The 4327-nt window shown below is 70.4% G+C and carries 4 protein-coding genes and 1 pseudogene; all 5 read right to left on the reverse strand.

Going from position 1 to position 4327, the window contains the following annotated elements:
• Positions 1 to 146 (reverse strand): annotated as a pseudogene (locus tag ABZ281_RS39925) (gfo/Idh/MocA family oxidoreductase); the annotation flags it as partial.
• Between the two features lie 55 nt (positions 147 to 201).
• Entirely contained in the window at positions 202 to 1248 is a 1047-nt protein-coding gene (locus ABZ281_RS39930) for a substrate-binding domain-containing protein (protein ID WP_356662879.1), read from the reverse strand.
• Positions 1249 to 1298: 50 nt separating this feature from the next.
• Complete coding sequence (locus ABZ281_RS39935; protein ID WP_356662880.1) at positions 1299 to 2318, reverse strand: ABC transporter permease; 1020 nt, start codon at positions 2316 to 2318, stop codon at positions 1299 to 1301.
• A complete protein-coding gene (locus tag ABZ281_RS39940; protein WP_356662881.1) occupies positions 2315 to 3832 on the reverse strand; it encodes a sugar ABC transporter ATP-binding protein in 1518 nt (505 codons plus the stop codon). Before ABZ281_RS39940 ends, ABZ281_RS39935 begins: the two co-directional genes overlap by 4 nt.
• Positions 3833 to 3940: 108 nt before the next feature.
• Positions 3941 to 4327: ROK family protein (locus ABZ281_RS39945; RefSeq protein WP_356662882.1), on the reverse strand; the 387-nt coding region annotated here is incomplete at its 5' end.

The following is a 4327-nucleotide window of genomic DNA, read 5'->3' on the forward strand; positions in this document are numbered from 1 at the left end:
GGATCCAGCGGCAGGTCGAAGACGCGCCCCGCGGTGCGCCAGCCCTGGGAGTGGGCGGCGCCCATGAAGGCGTAGCCCACCATCCCCACGCGCAGGGGTGGCTTCCCTGCCTCGGTCCCTTCTGACTCCGTTTGCGGCTGTCCCATACGGGTGTCCTCCTCGTCCTGGTCGGGGTGGCGCACGTGGGGGGTGCGGGGTGGCTCACTTGAAGCCGGTGGGCATGTACTGGTCGATGTTGGTCTTGTCGACGACGGCCGAGTAGAGGGTGAGCGACGACGGGATCTCGAACTCGGCGAGGCCTCCGATGCCCTTGCTCTGGCCGAGGGCGCGGGCGAGGTCGATGGCCGACGCGGCCATGGTCGGCGGGTAGAGCACGGTCGCCTTGAGCACGCCGTCGTCCTGCTTGATGGCCTGGAACGCGGAGAGCGCCCCGGCGCCGCCGACCATCAGGAAGTCGTCGCGCCCGGCCTGCTCGATGGCGCGCAGCGCGCCCACTCCCTGGTCGTCGTCGTGATTCCACAGCGCGTCGAACTTCGACTGGGCCTGGAGCAGTTGGGCCATCTTGGCCTGGCCGGACTCGACGGTGAACTCGGCGGCCTGCCGGGCGACCTTCTTGACGTTGGGGTAGTTCTTCAGGGCGTCGTCGAAGCCCTGGGTGCGCTGCTTGGTGAGCTCCAGGTTGTCCAGACCCGCCAGTTCGATGACGCGGGCGCCGGACTTGCCCTTGAGCTTCTCGCCTATGTAGTGCCCGGCGTTGAGGCCCATGCCGTAGTTGTCGCCGCCGATCCAGCAGCGGTAGGCCTGCGGGGTGTTGAAGATCCGGTCGAGGTTGACGACGGGGATGCCGGCGCGCATCGCCTTCAGGCCGACCTGGGTGAGGGCCTTGCCGTCGGCGGGCAGCACGACCAGGACGTCGACCTTCTTGTTGATGAGGGTCTCGATCTGGCCGATCTGCTGGGCGGTGTCGTTGGAGCCCTCGGTGATCTCCAGGGTGACGTCGGAGTACTTCTCCGCGCGGCTCTTGGCGTTGTCGTTGATGGCGTTGAGCCAGCCGTGGTCGGCCTGCGGTCCGGCGAAGCCGATGGTGACCTGCTTTCCGGGCTTGTCGTCGGCGGCCGGCTGGTCGTTGCCGGCCGGCTCGTCCTTGGAGTCGGACGGCTCGTTGCTCGTGCACCCCGTGAGGAGGGCACCGGCGGAGACGGCGGCGGCCCCGAAGAGCAGCCCTCTGCGGCTCGTGATCTCGGTCATGGCGGGGGAACCCTTTCCTCAGGTCGTGCCAGGCGGGAGCGGTACGGCTTTCAGGTCGTGCTCGCGGTACGGCGCTGGACCAGCACGGCGGCGACGATGATCGCGCCCTTGGCGATCTGCTGGACGTCGCTCTGCAGGTTGTTCAGGGCGAAGATGTTGGTGATCGTGGTGAAGATCAGGACGCCGAGGACGGAGCCGGTGATGGTGCCCCGGCCGCCGGTGAGGAGGGTGCCACCGATGATCGCGGCGGCGATGGCGTCGAGTTCGTAGAGGTTGCCGTTGGTGTTCTGGCCGGAGCCGGCCAGGACGATCAGCAGGAAGGCGGCGATGCCGCAGCACAGCCCGGACAGCAGGTAGAGGTAGAGCCGCTGACGGCGGACGTCGATACCGGCGAGCCGGGCGGCCTCCGGGTTGCCGCCGACGGCGACCGTGCGGCGTCCGAAGGTGGTGCGGTTGAGCACCAGCCAGCCGATGACCGTGACGACGCCGGACACCATGACCAGGGGCGGGACGCCGAGGACGTAGGCGTCGCGCTCCCCCAGGTCGAGGACGGACGGCACGGTGACGATCTGCGTCCTGCCGTCGGTGATCTGGAGGGAGAGGCCGCGGGCGGAGGCCAGCATGGCGAGGGTGGCGATGAACGGCACCATCGCGCCGTAGGCGATGAGCACGCCGTTGACCAGCCCGCAGCCGAGTCCGACGACGACCGCAGTGAAGAGGATGCCGGCGAAGCCGTACTCCTGCGTGGCGACGGTGGTGGCCCATACGGAGGCGAGGGCGACGATCGCGCCGACCGACAGGTCGATGCCGCCGGAGACGATGACGAAGGTCATGCCGACGGTGACGACACCGATCACCGATGCCTGGGTGAGGACGAGTTGCAGGTTGCGGGTGTCGAGGAACTCGTCGGGCTTGGTGATGCCGCCGATGACGATCAGCACGGCGAGCACGCCGAGCAGGGACAGCGTGCGGACGTCGGCGCGGATCAGCAGGCCGCGCCAGGCGGGGGGCCGGGCCGGGGACACCTTGTCGGTGCTGCTGTCCAGCGGCGGGGAGACGGGCTGCGTCATGACGCCGGGCTTCCTTCCATGACCAGGTCGAGTACGCGGTGTTCGTCGAGTGCGCGGGCGGGCGCCGTGTGGACGACACGGCCCTCGCGCAGCACCAGCACGCGGTCGGCGAGGCCGAGCACCTCGGGCACCTCGCTGGAGACCAGCAGGACGGCGAGGCCCTCGTCGGCCAGCCGGCGGATGACCGCGTAGAGCTCGGCGCGGGCGCCGACGTCGACGCCGCGGGTGGGTTCGTCCAGCAGCAGCACCTTGCAGCCGCGCAGCAGCCAGCGGGCGAGGACCGCCTTCTGCTGGTTGCCGCCGGACAGGGTGCGCACGGGCACGGACGGGTTGTCCGGCCGGAGCGACAGCTCGCGGGTCGCGGCCCGGGCGGCACCGAGTTCGGCGCCCCGGTCGATCCAGCCGGCGCGCGAGAAGCGGGTCATGGAGGAGACCGACACGTTGCGGGTGACGGACTCCAGCATCAGCAGGGCCTGCGCCTTGCGTTCCTCGGGGGCGAGGCCGAGTCCGGCCCGGACGGCGGCCCGTACGCTGCCCGGCTTCAAGGGCCTGCCGTCGACCAGCACCTGACCGGTCGTCGGTCTGCGGGCGCCATAGACGGTCTCCAGGATCTCCGAGCGGCCCGAGCCGACGAGTCCGGCGAGGCCGACGATCTCGCCTGGCCGCACTTCGAGGTCGAGCGTCTCGAACTCCCCCTGCCGCGAGAGCTTTTGGATGTTCAGCACGGGTTCCGCGCGCGGCGGGGAGACGGGCCGGTCCGGGAAGACGTACTCGACGTTGCGACCGGTCATCAGGGCGACGACCTCGCGGGTCGGGGTCGACTTCGCGGGGAGCCCGCCCGCGACGGCCCGGCCGTCCTTCAGTACCGTCACCCGGTCGCCGATGCGGCGGATCTCCTCCAGGCGGTGCGAGATGTAGACGACGGCGACTCCGGCGGCGGTGAGGTCGCCGACGATGCGGAAGAGGTTGTCGACCTCGTCCGGGTCGAGGGCGGCGGACGGCTCGTCCATCACGATGAGCCGCACGTCGTGGGAGAGTGCCCGCGCCATGGACACGATCTGCTGCTGAGCCGCCGGCAGTTCGCCGACCAGCCGGGCCGGTTCGATCTCCGCATGCCCAAGCCGTCGGAGCAGCGACGCAGTTGACGCCTTGGCCGTCTTCCCGCGTACGACGAATCCGGCGGTGGTCGGCTCGTGCCCCAGGTGCACGTTCTCGGCGACCGACAGATGCTCCACCAGGTCGAGTTCCTGGTAGATGGTGGCGATGCCGAGGCGCATGGCGGCGATCGGCGAGCGCAGCGTCACCTCTTCGCCGCGCCAGCGGATGGTCCCCGTGTCGGGCTGGTGGGCGCCGGCCAGCACCTTGATGAGGGTGGACTTGCCGGCCCCGTTCTGGCCGAGCAGGCAGTGCACCTCACCGGCCTGGACGTCGAGGTCGACGCCGTCGAGGGCCCGGACTCCGGGGAATGACTTGGTGATGCCGGACATGCTGAGCAGCGGTGGTTCTGGTGCCATGCGGATTCCCCCTGGCGGGCGGGCCGGTGTCAGGGCGCTTGTCGAACAGGCGTGTTCAGGGCAGGGCAGAGCAGGGCGCTGTGCTGATGAGCCGTGCTGTCGAAAGGACTACGCGGGTGAGAACAGGTGGTCGCTGATGAGCCGGGCCGCGCCGATGACGCCGGCGGTGGGGCCGAGCTCGCCCAGGACGATGGGCAGGTTGCCGGTCGCCAGGGGCAGCGACTGGCGGTAGACCTGGGTACGGATCGCGGCGAGCAGGGTGTGGCCGAGGCCGGTCACTCCGCCGCCGATCACCACCAGGCCGGGGTTGAAGAAGCTGACCAGGGCGGCGATGACCTGGCCGGTGCGGTTGCCGCCCTCGCGGATCAGATCGAGGGCGGCGGCGTCACCGGCGGAGGCCGCCGCGGCGACGTCGACGGCGGTGAGGCCGCCGTTCGCCTCCAGCCGCGATGCCAGTTCGGCCGAAAGTCCCTGCTGGGCGGCCTCCGTGGCGTC

The organism is Streptomyces sp. NPDC006265 (assembly GCF_040613555.1).
GTDB lineage: Bacteria > Actinomycetota > Actinomycetes > Streptomycetales > Streptomycetaceae > Streptomyces.

Bases quoted from the DNA above. Each gene is read 5' to 3' on its own strand.
- ABZ281_RS39930 (WP_356662879.1), bottom strand. From the start codon at position 1,248: ATGACCGAGATCACGAGCCGCAGAGGGCTGCTCTTCGGGGCCGCCGCC.
- ABZ281_RS39935 (WP_356662880.1), bottom strand. From the start codon at position 2,318: ATGACGCAGCCCGTCTCCCCGCCGCTGGACAGCAGCACCGACAAGGTG.
- ABZ281_RS39940 (WP_356662881.1), bottom strand. From the start codon at position 3,832: ATGGCACCAGAACCACCGCTGCTCAGCATGTCCGGCATCACCAAGTCA.